Origin of the sequence: uncultured Desulfovibrio sp. (genome assembly GCF_949282365.1) — a bacterium.
Lineage (GTDB): Bacteria > Desulfobacterota > Desulfovibrionia > Desulfovibrionales > Desulfovibrionaceae > Desulfovibrio.
On the sequence record NZ_CASDOY010000011.1, the window covers coordinates 25,978 to 42,925 of the forward strand.

At 67.3% G+C, this 16,948-nt stretch carries 14 protein-coding genes; 9 read left to right on the forward strand and 5 right to left on the reverse strand.

The features are described 5' to 3' along the window. Positions 1 to 367 precede the first annotated feature (367 nt). Positions 368 to 958 (reverse strand): spermidine N1-acetyltransferase, encoded by a 591-nt coding sequence (gene speG / locus Q1X76_RS04350; RefSeq protein WP_300718304.1) that lies wholly within the window; start codon positions 956 to 958, stop codon positions 368 to 370. Between the two features lie 97 nt (positions 959 to 1,055). Here speG and Q1X76_RS04355 point away from each other — a divergent pair, with 97 nt between their 5' ends. Further along, positions 1,056 to 1,646, forward strand: a complete 591-nt coding sequence (locus Q1X76_RS04355; RefSeq protein WP_300718305.1) for an RNA methyltransferase — start codon at positions 1,056 to 1,058, stop codon at positions 1,644 to 1,646. Positions 1,647 to 1,690: 44 nt separating this feature from the next. Here Q1X76_RS04355 and Q1X76_RS04360 read toward each other — a convergent pair whose 3' ends face one another. After that, a complete protein-coding gene (locus Q1X76_RS04360) occupies positions 1,691 to 2,341 on the reverse strand; it encodes a hypothetical protein (RefSeq protein ID WP_300718306.1) in 651 nt (216 codons plus the stop codon). Positions 2,342 to 2,487: 146 nt separating this feature from the next. On the opposite strand from Q1X76_RS04360, the gene uvrA reads away from it, so the two are divergent. Together uvrA and Q1X76_RS04370 are read left to right on the forward strand one after the other, a co-directional pair. Beyond that, positions 2,488 to 5,421, forward strand: coding sequence for an excinuclease ABC subunit UvrA (uvrA, locus tag Q1X76_RS04365; protein ID WP_300718307.1), 2,934 nt, complete (start codon positions 2,488 to 2,490; stop codon positions 5,419 to 5,421). 506 nt (positions 5,422 to 5,927) lie between these two features. Further along, positions 5,928 to 8,060: an autotransporter outer membrane beta-barrel domain-containing protein gene (locus tag Q1X76_RS04370; RefSeq protein ID WP_300718308.1), complete on the forward strand. Its 2,133-nt coding sequence runs from the start codon at positions 5,928 to 5,930 to the stop codon at positions 8,058 to 8,060. A 92-nt stretch (positions 8,061 to 8,152) separates the two neighbouring features. Here Q1X76_RS04370 and Q1X76_RS04375 read toward each other — a convergent pair whose 3' ends face one another. Together Q1X76_RS04375 and Q1X76_RS04380 are read right to left on the reverse strand one after the other, a co-directional pair. After that, positions 8,153 to 8,740 carry a GNAT family N-acetyltransferase gene (locus Q1X76_RS04375; protein WP_300718309.1) on the reverse strand — a complete coding sequence of 196 codons (588 nt, stop codon included), beginning with the start codon at positions 8,738 to 8,740 and terminating at the stop codon, positions 8,153 to 8,155. Beyond that, positions 8,737 to 10,065, reverse strand: coding sequence for an O-antigen ligase family protein (locus Q1X76_RS04380; RefSeq protein WP_300718310.1), 1,329 nt, complete (start codon positions 10,063 to 10,065; stop codon positions 8,737 to 8,739). The genes Q1X76_RS04375 and Q1X76_RS04380 overlap by 4 nt, the downstream gene beginning before the upstream one ends. 135 nt (positions 10,066 to 10,200) lie before the next feature. Between Q1X76_RS04380 and Q1X76_RS04385 the strand changes: the two genes are divergently transcribed. The 6 genes from Q1X76_RS04385 (at position 10,201) to Q1X76_RS04410 (ending at position 15,767) form a co-directional block, all read left to right on the forward strand. Further along, complete coding sequence (locus tag Q1X76_RS04385; RefSeq protein ID WP_300718311.1) at positions 10,201 to 10,890, forward strand: NYN domain-containing protein; 690 nt, start codon at positions 10,201 to 10,203, stop codon at positions 10,888 to 10,890. A gap of 110 nt (positions 10,891 to 11,000) precedes the next feature. Next, positions 11,001 to 11,741, forward strand: coding sequence for a basic amino acid ABC transporter substrate-binding protein (locus tag Q1X76_RS04390; RefSeq protein ID WP_300718312.1), 741 nt, complete (start codon positions 11,001 to 11,003; stop codon positions 11,739 to 11,741). Positions 11,742 to 11,980: 239 nt separating this feature from the next. After that, positions 11,981 to 12,721, forward strand: a complete 741-nt coding sequence (locus Q1X76_RS04395) for a basic amino acid ABC transporter substrate-binding protein (protein WP_300718313.1) — start codon at positions 11,981 to 11,983, stop codon at positions 12,719 to 12,721. 103 nt (positions 12,722 to 12,824) lie between these two features. Further along, on the forward strand, positions 12,825 to 13,625 hold the full coding sequence (locus Q1X76_RS04400; RefSeq protein ID WP_300718314.1) for an amino acid ABC transporter permease: 801 nt from the start codon (positions 12,825 to 12,827) through the stop codon (positions 13,623 to 13,625). After that, positions 13,609 to 14,358: an amino acid ABC transporter ATP-binding protein gene (locus Q1X76_RS04405; protein WP_300718315.1), complete on the forward strand. Its 750-nt coding sequence runs from the start codon at positions 13,609 to 13,611 to the stop codon at positions 14,356 to 14,358. Before Q1X76_RS04400 ends, Q1X76_RS04405 begins: the two co-directional genes overlap by 17 nt. A 95-nt stretch (positions 14,359 to 14,453) precedes the next feature. Further along, positions 14,454 to 15,767: a tRNA methyl transferase PRC-barrel domain-containing protein gene (locus Q1X76_RS04410; RefSeq protein ID WP_300718316.1), complete on the forward strand. Its 1,314-nt coding sequence runs from the start codon at positions 14,454 to 14,456 to the stop codon at positions 15,765 to 15,767. A gap of 181 nt (positions 15,768 to 15,948) precedes the next feature. Here Q1X76_RS04410 and Q1X76_RS04415 read toward each other — a convergent pair whose 3' ends face one another. After that, a complete protein-coding gene (locus tag Q1X76_RS04415; protein WP_300718317.1) occupies positions 15,949 to 16,398 on the reverse strand; it encodes a hypothetical protein in 450 nt (149 codons plus the stop codon). Positions 16,399 to 16,948: the final 550 nt, after the last annotated feature.

Consider the following 16,948-nt stretch of genomic DNA (forward strand, 5'->3'; position numbering starts at 1 on the left):
CATGGAGCCCGGCACGACAGCTAACGCCCTCCCGTCGCGTCACCCGTGACGCCCGGGGCCATGCGGGGCCGGTCCCGCTCCGGCTGCTTTGGGCGGCATGCCATCATGACGCCCGGGGCCACGGGCGGACCGGCTGCCAAAGCGCTCCCTCCCTTCCGGGATGAGCATGCCGGGGGCCTGCGGGGAACGGTGGCCGCCCTGCCCGGCGGTGCTGCGCTGGCCATGACGCCCGCAGGCCTGCGGCCCGGGCAGGCGGGACGACACCCGCGGGCTCCCGGGGCCGGGACGGGCCGTCCGCCGGAGCGCAGGCCTGCCGCACGGCATCAGCAGGACCGGGGGCCTAACGGGGGCTGCCGGACGGACAGGCTCAGTACGCGCCCTCGGCGCCCCCCGTGCCGGGCCCGGCGACCTGCCCCGACGCATTGCCGTAGAGGCTGCGGTATTCGTGCTGGAAGATGCACATGCGCGTAGCGTCGTGGTAGGCCCCGTTGGCGAAAAATTCGTGCAGCAGCACGCCCTCGGCCTGGAAGCCCAGTTTGGAATAGACATGGATGGCGCGGGCGTTCTCGTTGTCCACCACCAGATAGAGCTTGTAGAGGTTGAGCGCGTCGAAGGCATAGGCCATGGCCAGACGGGCCGCCGCGGTGGCGAAGCCCTGGTTTTGCCAGGCGGGGTCGATGATGATCTGGAACTCGGCCCGGCGGTGGATGTAGTCGATCTCCACCAGCTCCACCAGGCCCACGTTCTGGCCTTCGTGGTCCACGATGAAGCGGCGCTCGCTCTGGTCGTGGATGTGCTTGTTGTACAGGTCCTGCAGTTCCACGAAGGCCTCATAGGGCTCCTCGAACCAGTAGCGCATGACGTTGGCATTGTTGTCCAGGCCGTGCACGAACTTGAGATCCTCGCGCTCCAGCGGCCGGATGCGGATGCGGGCCGCGTCTTTCCTGTCGGCTTCCATGTTGCGACTCCCTGCCGTCCGCCGCCGGGACAAGGCTTGCGGGAACGGCGTTTTTCTGCCAGATTTCCGGCGAATCCCATCAACCATGAGGCTATCCATGTCCAAGGACCCCACTCCCCGGCGCAAGGCGCGCCTGGGCTCGGTGCTTGCCCACCGCCAGCCCGACCTGACCCTTGTGCTCGCCAATATCCACGACCCGCACAATGTCTCGGCCATCTACCGCTCCTGTGACGCCTTCGGCGTGGACAGGGTGCACCTGTATTACACGGACACACCCTTCCCCGTACTGGGCCGCAAGACCTCGGCCTCGGCGCGCAAATGGGTGGAAAGCGTGCGCCACCGCGACCGCCAGGAACTGGAAGCCAGCCTGCGCGCCCAGAAGATGCAGATCCTGGCCACCACCTTCACGCCCACGGCCAGACCGCTGCGCAGCTGGGACTTCACCCGGCCCACGGCCATCATCATGGGCAACGAGCACAGCGGCGTCAACGAGGAACTCATCAGCCTGGCCGACGGCGAGCTCTACATCCCCATGTACGGCATGATCCAGAGCTTCAACGTCTCCGTGGCCTCGGCCATCATCCTGTCCGAAGCCTGCCGCCAGCGCGAGGCCGCCGGTTTTTACGACAGCCCCCGCCTGCCCCCCGAGGAACTGGAACGCCGTCTGGCCCTGTGGCTGGAAAAATAGGGCATCCCGCATGGAAAAGGGCACCCTCCCGGGTGCCCTCCTGCTTACTGTGCCTCCTGGCCGTAGATGGCGCTCCCGCCTGCGTCCGTGCCCTCCGCATGCGGCCTGACCACCTTCTGGAAACGGTGCCCGTCCCAGTGGTAGCCGATATCGTGGGCCAGCGGCAGGTAGAGCATGCCGGTGGCATTCCAGAACACGGGCTGCGCGCGCAGGCCGCCCATGCCCAGACAGATGAGCACCGAAGGGTTCACGTCGTCGGGCACGGGCTGGCCCTCGGCGAAAAATTCCCGGATCTCCGGCTCCTGCGGCACGTCCACCGGCACCGTGCGTCCCGAAGCGTCCACACGCCACAGCTCCACGGTGCACAGCTCCGTGCCCAGGGTGCCGATGGCCGCCACGGCCGAGCCGTCCGCACTGTCGCGGAACAGGCGCAGGGCCACGCCGCTGTCGCGGAAGGGCAGCGCCCGGAAGACGATCACGTCCCGGCTCTCCCCGGCCAGTTCCCAGAAATCGGTCTGGCCGTCTTCCAGCAGCCGCTGTTTGTCCTCGTCCTCCAGACCTTCGGCCGTATTCTCGAAAATGCTCGTGGGCAGGGCGCTGAAGGCCTCGCGGGCCGTGAGCGCGCTTTCCTGCGCCGACGCCGGGGACGGGCAGGACAGCAGCACGAACAGCAACAGGCAGTAGAAAGTACGCATACGTTCCCCTTTGCCGGGGCAGCGTCCCGGCTCGTAAAAAAATTTATACGGTCTTCCCCTGCCTTTGTCCATCGCTGTGCGGCGTTTCCCCGGCTTATCAGGAACGCATCTTGCCAAACACTGCGGGCACGCTTACATACAAAGCCATGAACAGACCCTGCATCCATATCGAAAAGGCCCGGCAGCACAACCTCAAGGACATCAGCCTGGACATCCCGCGCGACCAGCTGGTGGTGGTCTGCGGCCCCTCCGGTTCCGGCAAGTCCACCCTGGCCTTCGACATCGTCTATGCCGAAGGCCAGCGCCGCTATGTGGAGTCCCTTTCGGCCTACGCCCGCCAGTTCCTGCCCCAGATGGACAAGCCCGACGTGGAAAAGATCGAGGGCCTTTCCCCGGCCATCTCGCTGGAACAGCAGAGCACCTCGCGCAATCCCCGCTCCACCGTGGGCACGGTGACGGAGATCCACGACTTTTTGCGCGTCTTCTTCGCCCGTCTGGGCCGCATGTACTGCCCCTCCTGCGGCCGTCCCATCGAGGCCCGCTCCGCCGACGAGATCATCGGCGACATCATGGCCCTGCCCCAGGGCGGCAAGTTCATGGTCCTGGCCCCGCTGGTGGAACTGCAGAAAGGCACCCACCAGGACAAGTTCAGGAAGCTGCGCGCCGAAGGCTTCGCCCGCGTGCGCGTGGACGGCGCCTTCCATACCCTGGACGACGTGCCCGCCCTGGACAAGAACAAAAAGCACAGCATCGACCTGGTGGTGGACCGCCTGGTCAACAAGGAGGGCATCCGCGGCCGCCTGGCCGATTCCGTGGAGCTGGCCCTGCGCTACGGCGAGGGCCGCCTGGTGGTCCACCTGCCCGACAGGCCCGAAGCGGAGCGGGACGTCATCCATTCCACCACCTCGGTCTGCCCGCACTGCCACATCTCCCTGCCCGCGCCCAGCCCGCAGCTCTTTTCCTTCAACAGCCCGCAGGGGGCCTGTCCCCGCTGCGTGGGCCTGGGCACCGTGGACTATTTCGAGCCCCGCCTCATCGCGCCCAACCGAGGCCTTTCCCTCAATACCGGGGCACTGCTGCCCTGGGCCGAGAGCAGGCACTTCCAGCGTTACGAGCCCGCCCTGCGCGCCCTGGGGAAACGCCACGGCTTCACCCTCTCCACGCCGCTGGAGGACTTTTCCGACACGGCCCTGGCCTGCCTGTTCTACGGCGAGGACGACAAAGGCAGGCCCGCCGGCCACAGCAGCGGCCTGCGCCGCAACTGGATGGGCGGCAACGTGGCCCTGGACGCCGTGGGCGACCACCAGAGCGAGCTCTTCGCCGGGCGCGCCGCCGAGGTGAAGGTCAGCGAGGAGCGCTGGCCCGGGGTCATCCCGCTGCTGGAAAAGGGCATGCAGTACGGCGAGGCCTGGCGCGAGATCCTGGCCCGCTTCCGCCAGTCCACGGACTGTCCTGACTGCCGCGGCGCGCGCCTCAAGCCCGAGGCCCTGGCCGTGCGCGTGGACGACCTGAACATCGCCCAGTTCTGCTCCCTGTCCGTGGAACGGGCCCTGCAGTGGCTGGAGGGACGGCATTTCGACGGCCGCCACGCCCTGGTGGCCGAACCGCTGATGAAGGAGCTGACCCATCGCCTGTCCTTCATGCGCAACGTGGGGCTGGAATATCTCTCCCTGGGCCGGGCCATGGCCACCCTTTCCGGCGGCGAGGCCCAGCGCATCCGTCTGGCCTCGCAGCTGGGCTCCGGTCTGGTGGGCGTGACCTATGTGCTGGACGAACCTTCCATCGGCCTGCACCCGCGCGACAACGAACGCCTGCTGGGCACCCTGCGTTCCCTGCAGCGGCGCGGCAACACCGTGCTGGTGGTGGAACACGACGAGGCTACCATCTGCGCGGCCGACACGGTCATCGAGCTGGGGCCCGGCTCCGGGGCGCAGGGCGGTCAGGTCATGTTCCAGGGCAGCGTGCCCGAGCTGCTGCGCGCCGAGACCCTCACGGCCCGCTATCTGCGCGGCGACGCCAGCATCAGCCTGCCCGACGAGCGGCGCGAGCCCCAGGGCTGGCTGACCCTGCATGATGTGGCCACCAACAACCTGCGCGGCATCGACTGCCGCTTCCCCCTGGGCGTGCTGACCTGCGTCACGGGCGTGTCCGGCTCGGGCAAGAGCTCGCTGGTGGTGGACACCCTGTACAAGCACCTGGCCATCGGCCTGGGCCAGCGCGTGGACCAGCCCGGCAGCATCGCCGGCCTGAGCTACAGCGATGGGGCCCGCCCCGTGGAACGCATCGTGGCCATCGACCAGACGCCCATCGGCCGCACGCCGCGTTCCAACCCGGCCACCTATACCAAGGTCTTCGACGAGATCCGCAACATCTTCGCCATGACCCCGGACGCCCGCAAGCGCGGCTACAAGCCCGGGCGTTTCAGCTTCAACGTGCGCGGCGGCCGCTGCGAGGCCTGCGGCGGCGACGGCCAGATCCGGGTGGAGATGCACTTCCTGCCCGACGTCTATGTGACCTGCGATGTCTGCAAGGGCCGCCGCTACAACCACGAGACCCTGGAAGTGCGCTACAAGGGCCTGAACATCGCCGAGGTGCTGGACCTGCCCGTGCAGCAAGCCCGGGCCTTCTTCGAGAACTATCCCGTGCTGGAACGCCGTCTGGCCGTGCTGGAGGAAGTGGGCCTGGAATATCTGCGCCTGGGCCAGCCCGCCACCACCCTTTCCGGCGGCGAGGCCCAGCGCATCAAGATCTCGCGCGAGCTGGGCAAGCGTTCCCTGCCCGGCACGCTCTACATCCTGGACGAACCCACCACCGGCCTGCACATGCACGAGGTGGGCAAGCTCATCAAGGTGCTGCACGCCCTGGTGGACAAGGGCGCCAGCGTGGTGGTCATCGAACACAATACGGACATGATCCTGGCCGCCGACCATGTGCTGGACATGGGCCCCGGCGGCGGCGAGAACGGCGGTCTCATCGTCTCGCAGGGCACGCCCGAGGCCATCGTGGCCGATCCCCATTCCGTCACCGGACGCTTCCTGATGCAGGAACGCCGCGACCGCCTCAAGCGGCGCGACGCCTGAGCCGCTTGCCCCGTCACGACGCAAGGGCCGCTCCCCGGAGCGGCCCTTTTCGCATGCGGGGCCCGAGCTTGCGTCCGCCGACGGGGTGCCGCGCGCAGACGCCCGCCCCACGAGGGCCCGCGATCGCCATGTCCCCTCCGGGAACGCCGTCCCTGCCTCCCCCCTTTTCAACAGTGACGGCAGATGGTGAACAGGAGCGCATCAGCGGCTGCAACATCCCCGCGGCACTCTTGCATGGTCTGCCGGAAGGTTTTTTTGCTGTCATAGCATACGGAATAATTTTTTTCAGTGTCGGTACACGTCCTTTTCCCTGCGCCATATCGCAAAATAGATATGATTATCCTTCATCCGTAGTCTTCCGCAGCGCTTTTCCCCTGATGCCGTCCCGGCCACCTGTGGCTGGTACCCGGTCGCCGGCAAGGGGGGGCATAGGCAGCGCCACGGCCATGTGCTAAGGTGATGGCGTTTCGTTCCTGTGACGGATCCCCTTTACCAAGAGCATCAATATGGCTGCATCGCACCATTCCCGGCACATCCTCCTTTCCCTCCTGACCATGAGCTGCCTGATCCTGCCGCCCGCCCTGCCGGCCCCGGGCGCGGATCTGGACGGCACCGCCAGCAACGGCCGCGCCGTGATCCACAGCGGCGACCGCTATGACAGCGTCTACGGCATCACCACCTACGGCAACGATGCCCAGGCCCGTTACGGCAGGGTCGTCAACGACGGCGGCCAGAGCATCCAGATCATGGGCGGCCAGGCCTACGGCAACAAGGCCGCCACCACCTACAACAGCGTGGTCGTCAACGGCGGCCGCGTCAGCGACAACGTCTACGGCGGCGCCGCCAGCGGCTACCTGTCGGCCCGCAGCAACAGCAATACCGTGGTCCAGAACGGCGGCGTCACCTCCCATATCGTGGGCGGCAACGCGGACAGCGGCCGCAGCACGGCCCAGGCCGACAGCAACCTCGTCCTGATCCGGGGCGGCAGCACCGGCGCCCTCCTTGGCGGCTACGCAGCCGGACTCACGGGGGCCACGGCCCGTTACAACCTGATCAGCATCACCGGCGGCGACATCGCCAGCGTGGTCGGCGGTGATGCCGCCACGACCCGCGGCACGGCCGACGCCAGTTTCAATGCCGTGCTGATCAACGGCGGCAGCGTCAAGGGCAACGTCATCGGCGGGCTCGTCCACATGCAGTCCACCGGGCAAAGCGTCACGGCCCGCTACAACGCCATCACCCTGGTCAACGGGACCATCGACGGCGAGGTCTACGGCAGCGCCGTGACGGACAGCCACAGTCAGACGAGGCCCCTGAACGGCTCCGGCAGCGGCAACAGCCTCAACCTGCTGGGCTGGCAGGGCACGCTCCAGCGCGTGGCCGCCTTCCAGCATCTCAACCTGGCCCTGCCCGACGCCATGCCTTCCGGCGCGACCCTGCTCACGCTGGGCGGCGGGCAGCAGTCAAACGACCTGAACGGCGCCACGGTGCGCATGCTGGGCGCCCTGGGCAGCAACGGCCTGCGCAGCGGCGACCAGTACATCCTGCTCCGCGGGACGGGGGCCGCCAACGCGGCCCTGTACGACAACGGCGTCGTGCGCAACGCGCCCAAGGGCTTCGCCCTGCTCTTTGACGGCATCATGACGCAGGAAAACGATGCCGTGCGCCTGACCGTCACCGGCGTGCGCTCCAACCCGCAGCTCAAGGCTTTCAACGAGTACCGGGTGGCCGCCATGACGACCCTGGATCGCGGCGCCCGTCTGGTGGAAGGAGTCGCCCTGGACCACGCCCGTGAAGCCGCCGCCGGCCGCGAGGGCTGGATGCCCTTCGCCGCCGTCTACGGCGGGACGGAACGCAACGGGACGGAGGAGTATGCGGACAGCACGGGCCTGGCACTGACGGCCGGTCTGGCCCGCCATATGTCCCTTGACGCCGGCGGCCTGCTGCTGGGCGTGTTCTTCGAATACGGACAGGCGCGCATCGCCACCAGCAACGAGTTCTCCGTGGGCGACGTCTACGGCGACGGCGATGTGAGCTATGCGGGCGGCGGCGCCTTCGGCCGCTTCGATCTGGGGACCGGCCCCCTGGCCGGGCTGTACGCCCAGGGCGGCCTGCGCCTGGGCCAGGTCAGCGGCGGCTGGAACACCGCCGATATCGCCAGCACCCTGCAGCAGGATGCCGATTTCGGCACGGCCACGGCCTACTACGGCCTGTTTGCCAGCCTCGGCTATGCCGTGCGCCCCGTCGACAGGCTGACCATCGACAGCCGCGCCTCCTTCTTCTGGACCCATCAGGACGGCCAGGACATCAGCATCATGGGCGAGGGCTTCCGCCTGGAAGCCATGGATTCCTGCCTGCTCCGCCTCGGCACGCGCGTGGCGTACGAGATGCTCCCGGGGGTCAGCCCCTATGTGGGCGCGGCCTGGGAACACCAGTTCGACGGCACGGCCCGCACGCAGCTGCTGCACCACGGTGCCGATGCCCCGTCCGTCTCCATGCGCGGCGACAGCGCCGTCATCAGCGCGGGCCTGCAGCTGACGCCCGGCTCCCACCCCCTGCGTGCCGATCTGGGCATCGAGGCCGTCTCGGGCGTCCGGCAGGGCTTCGGCGGGCATGCCCGCCTGGTCTGGGAATTCTAGCCGGGACGACAGCGCCGGGACGGCGCGTCGATGATGCACGAAATGACACGGGGAGCGGACAGCCTACCGTCCGCTCCCCCTTTTGCCGTGGTTCAGGTGCGGGAATGCCGCCCGAGCACAGCCGCCACCACACGCCCGTCCAGGCTGCCGAAGGGCCGCAGGGGCGCGGGCGCTCCGGCCCCGTCCTCTTGCAGGCGCTTGCCGTACCAGACGATGTCGTGCCAGCGGCCCTGTTTCCAGCCCGAAGCGGGGAAGTGCCCCAGCAGACGGAAGCCCGCGGCCCGGTGCAGGGCCTCGCTGGCCGCGTTGGGCACGGCGATGCAGCCGTAGGCATTGACGACCCCCTGCAGGGCCAGCAGCTCCAGCAGGGCCCCGTACAGGGCCGTGCCGACGCCCCGCCCCCGGGCGGAATCCAGCACATAGACGGAACATTCCACGTTCCAGGCATAGGCCGCGCGTTCCATGTGCCGGTGGGCATAGGCATAGCCCAGCATCCGCCCCGGCCCGTGGCAGACCAGCCAGGGATGGTCCGGCAGCACCCGCCGCAGGCGCGCGCCGAACTCCGCGGCCGTGGGCACCGTGTATTCGAAGGTGATGGCCGTGTCCCGCACATAGGGAGCGTAGATGGCCAGCATGGGGAAGATGTCCGCTTCCCCGGCCGGACGCAGGCGAAAGCTCATGCCCCGTCCTCCGTTCCCGGAGGCGCTCCCCTGTCCGCCGCCAGGCCGTTGACCACGCCGCCGATGCAGATGCCCAGGCTGCACATGGCCAGGGCGAGCCACCAGATGCGATAAAAGTCGTGGCCGAAGATGCCGTTGACCAGCCAGCCCAGCCAGCCCAGGTAGAACCAGGCCGTCAGCCGCCAGTAGAGCAGGCTGCCCGTGGCCTCCGCCGCGCGCCGGGCCACGCCGTCGTCATGCAGGGCGCGGCGGACATGCCTGCCCGCCCACCAGACGAAGCCCAGCAGGAAGATCATGCCCAGCAGGAAGCCGACGATGCCGTGGGCATAGAGCATGTCCAGGTACATGTTGTGCGGATGGCTGATGGTGATGGCGTCGCGGGCCGGAGCCAGGCCCAGGGCACGGAAGCAGGCGTTGTAGCGGTCGAGCCCGGCCCCGAACCAGGGATGCTCCATGAAGACCTGCCAGCCCAGGGACCAGAGGCTCCAGCGGCCGTCGCCCGCCACGGTGGACGGATCCATGCGCTGGAAGGACAGCAGGGTGAAACCGCCCAGGACCAGCACCGTGCCCCAGAGGGCCGCGCGCCCCGCCCGGCCGCCAGTGAGCAGCGCCCAGAAGACGAAGGCCGCGGCCACGGCCAGGATGCCGCTGCGGCTGGATGCGCCGTGCAGCAGGAAGAAGGCCGGCGCGAAGAGCAGCAGCCAGACCGCCGCCGAAGGCCCGACAGCAAGACGGCGGCGCAGCAGGAACCAGCAGGCGAAGGCCGGGATCATGGCCAGGGCCATATAATTGCCCACGCTGTAGTCTCCCAGGCTGCCCGTCAGGCGTCCGGCATGGGGCGCATAGCCCATGATGAAGTCGAAGCCCGTCCAGGCCTGCCACATGCCGTCCAGGCCCTGCCAGAGGCAGGCCAGCACACAGGCCCAGACCAGACGGCGCAGATCGCGGGTGGAGCGCACGCACTCCATGGCGATGAAGGGCAGGATATAGGCCTTGTTGACGCCCATGCCCGCATGGAGGAAGGACTGCCAGACATCGGTGGAGAACAGCACGCCGATGAGGGTCATGGCCCCGGCGCAGACGAACAGGGGCCAGACCGTGAGGCGGCGCAGCACGGAGACCTGCCAGCAATGCCGGTAATAGAGCACGAGAAAGATGAAGCAGAGCGGCGGCGTCACCTCGCGCCAGCCGTAACCGATGGGGAACAGGGCCAGCGAGGTCCAGAAGGTCCAGAACAGGCATGCATGCCAGAAGCGGCCGGGATCGGCGTCATGCCGTGCCCGCAGGCGGGCCATCAGGTCTTCAAGGCAGTGTGGCAGCGGCATGGGGGACCTCCTGTTGAACGGGACACCTCCAGACATAGCCGTGCCCTCCGCCTTTTTCAAGCCACCTCTTGCCACACGGGCCGTGCTGGGATAAGTAAATGTTACTTTGTCTATTGATAAGCTATTGAGGAGATTATGGCACGTTTTACCGGTTTTGATGAAGTTTACAGCGCCCTGTACGTGGACTTTGACAACATTTACACCCGTTTTCTTGAAGCCGACCCCGAAGCCGCCCGCGCCTTCGGCACCGCCCCCTATCGCTGGGTGCGCTGGATCGAGAACCATGCCCTGCGCATCCTCTACGGCGACGGCGTCCGCCGCCGCATCCTGAAGCGCATGTGCTATCTCAACCCGCAACGCTATCAGGAATTCCGTTACCACTTCATCCGCAGCGCCTTCCAGGTGGTGGACTGTCCGCCCCTGACCACGCGCGGCAAGACCAGCACGGACATCCATCTGGTCATGGACTGCATGGACGACCTGTCCCACCCCACCCATTTCGACGAGTTCATCATCCTTTCGGGCGATGCGGACTTCACGCCCCTGCTCATCCGCCTGCAGGAGCATGCCCGCCGCACCCTGATCCTCTCCGTGGGCTATTCCTCGCCCGCTTACACGGCGGCGGCCTCCTGGCGCATCCGCGAGGACTGGTTCCTGCAGCAGGCCCTCAAGGACGAACGCTTCGAAGAGGAAGGCGAAAGCCCGGCGGCCGGACAGAACCTGCCCCAGGCCCGCCCCCTGCGCGACACCCTTTCGCGCATGGCCCCGGGCGGCCCCGACGAGGACGACGAAGACGAGGGTCCCGCGCCCGGCAACAGCTGGTAGTCCCGCCAGCCTTCCGGCGCGTCCCATAACACGCAACTGTGGCCGGTTTTGGCATGCGGGCGCGAGCTTCAGGCCAGAACACCCTTCCCCAACCTTACGGAGGCAGCAATATGTTCCGCAAACTCACGCTTTCCCTGTGTGCCCTCATCCTGATGTGCACCCCTGTGGCCGCCAAGACCCTGGTGGTGGCCGGCAACTGTGCCTTCCCGCCCATGGAATTCCTGACCGACAAGAAGGTGCCCACCGGCTATTCCATCGACTACATCCATGAGATCGCCAAACGCGCCGACCTGAAGATCGAGTTCCGCGATGTGGCCTGGGACGGCATCTTCGCCGGTCTGGCCGCCGGCAACTATGACATCCTGGCCTCCTCCACCACCATCACCCCCGAGCGCCAGCAGGCCTTCGACTTCACCATCCCCTACTACGGCGCCGTGCAGGCCGTGGTCATGGCCAAGGGCAAGAAGCTGGACAGCCTGGCCGGGCTCAAGGGCCTGACCGTGGGCAGCCAGATCGGCATCACCGGCGTCTTCGTGCTGCGCAAGGCCGACGTGGGCGCCAAGATCAAGGAATACGACGACATCGGCCTGGCCTTCGAAGACCTGGCCGCCGGCCGCACGGACGCCGTCATCTGTGACGACCCCGTGGCCAAGTACTACGCCAACAAGCGCGCCGACTTCGCCGGCAAGTTCACCGTCGTCTACCTGCACAAGGATCCCGAATATTACGGTTTCTGCCTGCGCAAGGGCGAGACCAAGCTGCTGGAGCGCCTCAACAAGGCCATCGCCAGCATGCAGGCCGACGGCACCGAGACCAAGCTGAAGATCAAGTGGATGGGCTCCGCCGACTAGCGTCAGGCCCGGCCCCGGCCATCTTCATCATGACATCCCGCGGGAGGGCCCTTGGGCCCTCCCGCCCTTCCCGCAGCAGGGCCCGCCATGCGGCCCGGAGCGGGGATCTGCCGCTCCGGCGGCCGCCGGGTATTGACGCCACCGGCCTGCGCGGCTAATAAAACGCAGTTTGGCCGCTGTTGGCGTACCGGCATGCGTCCAGGCCAGGACATCCCATCAACTTTACCGGAGGCAGCAATATGTTCCGCAAACTCACGCTCACTTTGTGCGCCCTGGTGCTGATGTGCACTCCCGTGGCCGCCGAGACCCTGGTGGTCGCCACCAACTGCACCTATCCCCCCATGGAATTCCTGAGCGACCAGAAGGTGCCCAGCGGCTATTCCATCGACTATGCCACGGAAGTGGTCAAACGCGCCGGTTATGACATGGAACTGCGCGACGTGGCCTGGGACGGCATCTTCGCCGGCCTGGCCGCCGGCAACTATGACCTGCTGGCCGCCTCCACCACCATCACCCCCGAACGCCTGAAGGCCTTCGACTTCACCGAACCCTACTATGGCGTGGTGCAGGCCGTGGTCATGCCCAAGGGCAAGAAGCTCTCCGGCCTGGCCGAGCTCAAGGGCCTGACCGTGGGCAGCCAGATCGGCATCACCGGCGTGATCGTGCTGCAGGAAGCCAACGTGGGCGCCAAGATCCGCGAATACGACGATATCGGCCTGGCCTTCGAAGACCTGGCCGCCGGTCGCGTGGACGCCGTCATCTGTGACGACCCGGTCGCCAAATACTACGCCAACAAGCGCACCGACTTTGCCGGCAAGTTCTCCGTGGCCTACCAGCACAGCAATCCCGAATTCTTCGGCTTCTGCCTGCGCAAGGGCCGCACCGACATGCTGGAGCGCCTCAACAAGGCCATCGCCGAGATCAAGGCCGACGGCACCGAAGCCAAGCTCAAGGTCAAGTGGATGGGTACTGCCGAGTAACCTGCCGCAGTGACCGGCACTGCCGGTCCCCATTTTGTGACAACCGTTCGGAAGGGCCTCCGGGCCCTTCCGGCGTTCCCGCATACAAGGGGCAACCTGTACAATGAAAGACGAAGGGCAAAGCAAAGGCAACATCATCATGGTGACGGACGGCCCGGCCATCCCCAACCCCCGGGAATGGCGGCTCGTCAACGCATGGTCCATCGCCCTGTTCGGTGCCATCATCACCCTGGTGCTGCTCTGCACCACCGGACCGGATGTCTATCGCGAGGCCATCATCTTCCTGCCGGACGGCCTGCTGCTCACCTTCAAGGTGACGGCCTACTCCATCTGCGGCGCCGTGCCGCTGGGCCTGCTGACCGGCCTCGGGCGCATCTCGCGCAACCGCTTCTTCAACCTGCTGGCCTCCACCTATGTGGAAGTCATCCGCGGCATCCCCCTGCTGGTCCAGATCTTCTACATCTACTTCGCCATCTCCATGCTGGTGAAGATGGAGGGCGTGACCTCCGCCGTCATCGCCCTGAGCTTCTGCTACGGCGCCTACATGGGCGAAGTCTTCCGCGCGGGCATCCTGGCCATCCCCCACGGACAGACCGAAGCCGCCCGCTCCCTGGGCTTCAACCGCGTGCAGACCATGTTCTATGTGGTGCTGCCCCAGGCCTGGCGCACCATCATCCCGCCCGTGGGCAACGAATGCATCGCCATGCTCAAGGATACGGCCCTGGTCTCCGTCATCGGCATGCCCGACCTGATGCAGCGCGCCCGCAGTTTCGCCTCCAAGAGCTACTGCTATTTCGAGTCCTACACCGTAGTGGCCCTGGTGTACCTCATCATCACCCTCATCCTCTCCAAGATCGTCAGCATCATCGAAGCGAGGCTCAATCACTATGACAGAAAAAAATAGCACCGAGCCCATCATCAGCATCCGCCACGTCTGGAAGTACTTTGGACAGCTCCCGGCCCTGCAGGATGTGAGCCTCGATATCGCGCAGGGCGAGCGGGTGGTCATCATCGGGCCTTCCGGCTCCGGCAAGTCCACCCTGCTGCGCTCCATCAACCGTCTGGAGGAGATCGACGGCGGCAGCATCATCGTCAACGGCCAGGACGTCAACGACAGGTCCCACAACATCAACGAGATGCGCCGCAACCTCGGCATGGTCTTCCAGCAGTTCAACCTCTTCCCGCACAAGACCGTGCTGCAGAACCTGACCCTGGCGCCGCGCAAACTGCTGGGCATCCCCAAGGCCGAAGCCGAGACCATGGCCCTGAAACTGCTCAAGAAAGTGGGCATCAGCGACAAGGCCAACGTCTACCCCGCCATGCTCTCCGGCGGCCAGCAGCAGCGTGTGGCCATCGCCCGCGCCCTGGCCATGCAGCCGGACATCATGCTCTTTGACGAACCCACCTCGGCCCTGGACCCCGAAATGGTGGGCGAAGTGCTGGACGTCATGGTGAGCCTGGCCGAAGACGGCATGACCATGGTCTGCGTGACCCACGAAATGGGCTTTGCCCGCACCGTGGCCGACCGCCTGATCTTCATGGATCACGGCCAGATCCTGGAAATGGGCAAACCCGACACCCTGTTCAACTCGCCGCGCCACCCGCGCCTGCGCCAGTTCCTGACCCAGATCCTGTAGCCCGTCCCGGCCCGAGGTCTTTCGCAGCCCGTCAGCTTTTCTGGCGGGCTGCTCGCGCATTTGCCCCGGCCCGGCCGACGCAAGGAGACTTCCTGATGACATCATTGGCCGTAGCCGTCAGCGGCGGCGTGGACAGCCTGTGCGCCCTCCTGCGCCTGCGGGAACAGGGCCATGACCTGCTGGCCCTGCACGGGCTGTTCCTGCCGGGAAAGGCCCTGCCCGCCCCCCAGGAGCCTGTCTCCCGGACGCCCGTTCACCAGACGCATGCCCGGCAGCCCCACGGCTCCCTGGCCCCTCCCGCCCGGATGCACGGCCGACCGGCGCCTGCGCCCCTGGAGCCTGCTCCCGGGCATGTGTCCGCTCCCCGAACACCTGACCACCCGGCGTCCACCGCCCCACGCCTGCTCAGCGCCGCCGAGGCCCTGGACCTGCCCCTGCCTGACACCGCTCTCCAGGCCCTGCACGGCCTGAGCCGGGCCTGCGCGCGGCTGGACATCCCCCTGCATGTGGCCGACCTGCGCGCCTGCTTCGACCGGGAGGTGGTGACGCCCTTCGTGCAGGCCTACGCCCGGGGCCGGACGCCCAACCCCTGCGCGCTCTGCAACCGGCGCATCAAGTTCGGGGCCCTGCTGGACGCGGCCCTGGCCCTGGGGGCGGAAAAGATCGCCACCGGCCATTACGCCTGCCTGCAGGACGGCCCCTGCGGGCCCCAGCTGGCCGCCGCCGCGGACCTGACCAAGGATCAGAGCTATTTCCTGTCCCTCGTCCCGCCGCAGCGCCTGCGCCGGGCCCTCTTCCCTCTGGCCCGGCAGGACAAGGCGCAAAGCATCGCCCAGGTGCGCGCCGCCGGGCTGGAGGTGCCCGTCCCGGCGGAAAGCCAGGAGATCTGCTTCATCCCTGCGGGTGAGGACGCCTACCGGGCCTTTCTGGAACGCCGCTGGCAGGACGAGGGCCTCGCCGTACCGGAGGGCGGCCCCGTGCTGCTGGAGGAAAGCGACGCCACAGGGCGCCCCCTGCTGCGCCCGCTGGCCCGTCATCACGGCCTGTGGCGCTATACCGAAGGCCAGCGCCGGGGGCTGGGCATCGCCCACAGCGAACCGCTCTATGTGCTGCGCAAGCAGGAGGCGGACAACAGTCTGGTGGTGGGCGGCCGGGCGCGCCTGGGCATGCGGGGCTGCCTGACCGGCCCGGCCACCTTCCACTGCCCGCCCGAGTGCTGGCCCCGCGAAGTGCTGGCCCGGCTGCGCCACCGCCAGCGCCCCGCACCGGCCCGGGTGGAACAGGCCGGCGACGGCCTGCGCATCAGCATGGAGAGCCCGCAGTTCCCCAGCGCGCCCGGTCAGGTGGCCGCCCTGTACGATACGCAAGGCCGGGTGCTGGCCGGTGCGCTGGTGCGCGAGCTGTTCTGAGGCCGTGCCCGCCGGCGACGCCAAAAGCCACGGACAACGGCTGCCGCGTACTGCCGCGCATGCGCCTCACCGCTGCCGCCGACCTCCGTCGGCCCTGCGGGCAGGGGCAGCGGCAAGGGCCGCGCGCGTGACCGGGCTCAGGGCTTCCTGCGGCAGCCTACGTCGGTGCGGGGAAAGGCCCTTATTTGATGACCAGCGCGGGCGCGGCCGGGCAACGCATGCCTTCCACTATGGGCAGGGCCTGTTCCATATCGCCCATGACACAGAGCACCAGGAAGCGCCCGCCCCCCTGCGTCAGGAAGCAGAAGCCTTCCTGATCTTCCTGCCGGATGGCAAAACCGTACTGTCCTTCATGTTCCACGGGCTCGTCCGTGGCCCCCAGCACGGGCGCCAGCACGCCGACGAAGTCCCTGGCGCTGGTGCCTCCGTCAGGCGCTACGCTGACCGACAGCAGCACCGAGCTGTCCCCGTTGTCCAGGATCATGTGCTCGCCGCCCCCGGCCTTGTATTCTTCCGCGACCTGCCAGCCTTCCGGCAGGGGGAAAAAGATGCCGTCCAGTTCCTTTTCCGCGGCCAGGGACGGGACGGAGAGCAACAGGAGCAGCAACCATGCCAGCAGTATTTTTTTCATCTTCGCCTCCTCAAAGGTGATGGGAAAACCATGCCGCCATCCGCAGGGCCCCCCGGACATGGCGGACAGCGCCCGCCCGGGACACGCCTCCCTGCAGGCTGCGGATCGCCGTGAAAAATCTCAGGGGCCCATGCCGGGCCGTTGGGTCGTCTTCCCCAAGGTCAGGCCTCATTACCGAGGCTGTGTTCCTGTGGCATATCCCCCATACCCTGCTGAAATAAAAATCATGTTCAGAAATAAAAACCCCGTCCCTGTTGGTCCATAAAAATTTGGCGGACTTTGGGGAAGAGGGGAGTTTGGGGGGAATGCCCCCTTTTTGCCGCAAGCAGCGCCCCAAAAGGCGGCCCGCAGGGCCGTGCCCGTTGCGACGCAGGAAGCTGCGGGCATCGACAGCAACGCGCGACCGGATGGCGGCCCGGCAGGGCCGTGCCCGTTACGACGAAGGAAGCTACGGGCATCGACAGCAACGCGCGACCGAACGGCGGCCCGCAGGGCCGTGCCCGTTGCGACGCAGGAAGCTGCGGGCATCGACAGCAACGCGCGACCGAAC